This window comes from Bacillus sp. mrc49 (assembly GCF_002803435.1).
The window spans coordinates 1-1,114 of record NZ_PHNG01000567.1; the positions used below are offsets into that span (position 1 = coordinate 1).

Below are 1,114 nucleotides of genomic sequence, written 5' to 3' on the forward strand. Positions count from 1 at the left end.
CTTCATCCGTGAAATCGAATAAAAAAGGGGAAAAAGAAAGTGATGAAATCGTAACGAAATCGGAATTATCCAATCAAAAATCGATCTCATCGAACTTCTAATGATTAAATAGCTGAAGAAACGACTCAGCTTCAAAGCTGCAGGCAAACTCGTTAATTGGAGTTTGCCTGCAGCTTTTTCGAGTTCTGATCGTTTGGCACTCGCTTATCCAGGGGCGGGTCCGTTGAGCCTCCGCGAACCCGCAGCGGCTGCATGGTCGCAGATCTAAATAATCGCTTCTGCCAACAGTCATTTGATGGCCATGTGAACGTGGCTGTGACCGAATAAGGAATGATAAAAAATAAAAAAAGGTTTCGGGATGCTGCTAGCATTCCGAAACCTTCAGGGCCTTATTCAGACTCCGTTAATTCATTCGTTATATCGTGGTCTTTTTTCACTTCAGCCAACCAAGCGGGATATTCCTCCTGCAATCGCTCAGTGATAAGCGTTTCTTTAATCGCATCTTTGCTATCTTCCAGATTCGCTTTTTTCGCTTCCTTCTTTCCAGTGACTTTAATGATATGGTAGCCATATTCGGTTTTGACCGGTTCACTGACCTTGTCCACATCAAGATCGAAGGCAACATCCTCAAATTCGCCGACCATATCACCTTTTCCAAAATACCCTAAGCTGCCGCCTTTACTCGCCGTTTGCGTATCGGTAGAATACTCGGCGGCCAGTTTGGCAAAGTCGCCGCCATCCGCAAGTTCTTTTGCAACTTTTTTAGCCGTTTTTTCGTCTTCGACTAAAATATGGCTAGCCTCGACTTGCTCCGCTTGTGTAAAGGTATCTTTATTGTCTTCGAAATAGGTGCTGATTTCATCATCTGTCACGGTAATTCGCGGTTCGACCAGCTTTCTCGTTTGCAGATAAACAACGATATCCTTTTTCAAGGCGTCCATGGAAGATCCGCTTGCTTCCAATTGCTCTTTGAACGCTGCCTCATCGCCATAGGATGCAACCATGTTATCGATTTCCTTCTGGATCTCTGCATCCTTTATTTTTATTCCCGCTTTTTTCGCTTCCAATTCGATCAACTTATTCGTGATCAAAAGGTCTAATGTATCTGCTCCAT

1 protein-coding gene is annotated in these 1,114 nt (G+C 44.0%); it reads right to left on the reverse strand.

From position 1 onward, the window contains the following. Nucleotides 1–389: 389 nt before the first annotated feature. Nucleotides 390–1,114: peptidylprolyl isomerase (locus tag CVN76_RS05905; RefSeq protein ID WP_100530597.1), on the reverse strand; the 725-nt coding region annotated here is incomplete at its 5' end.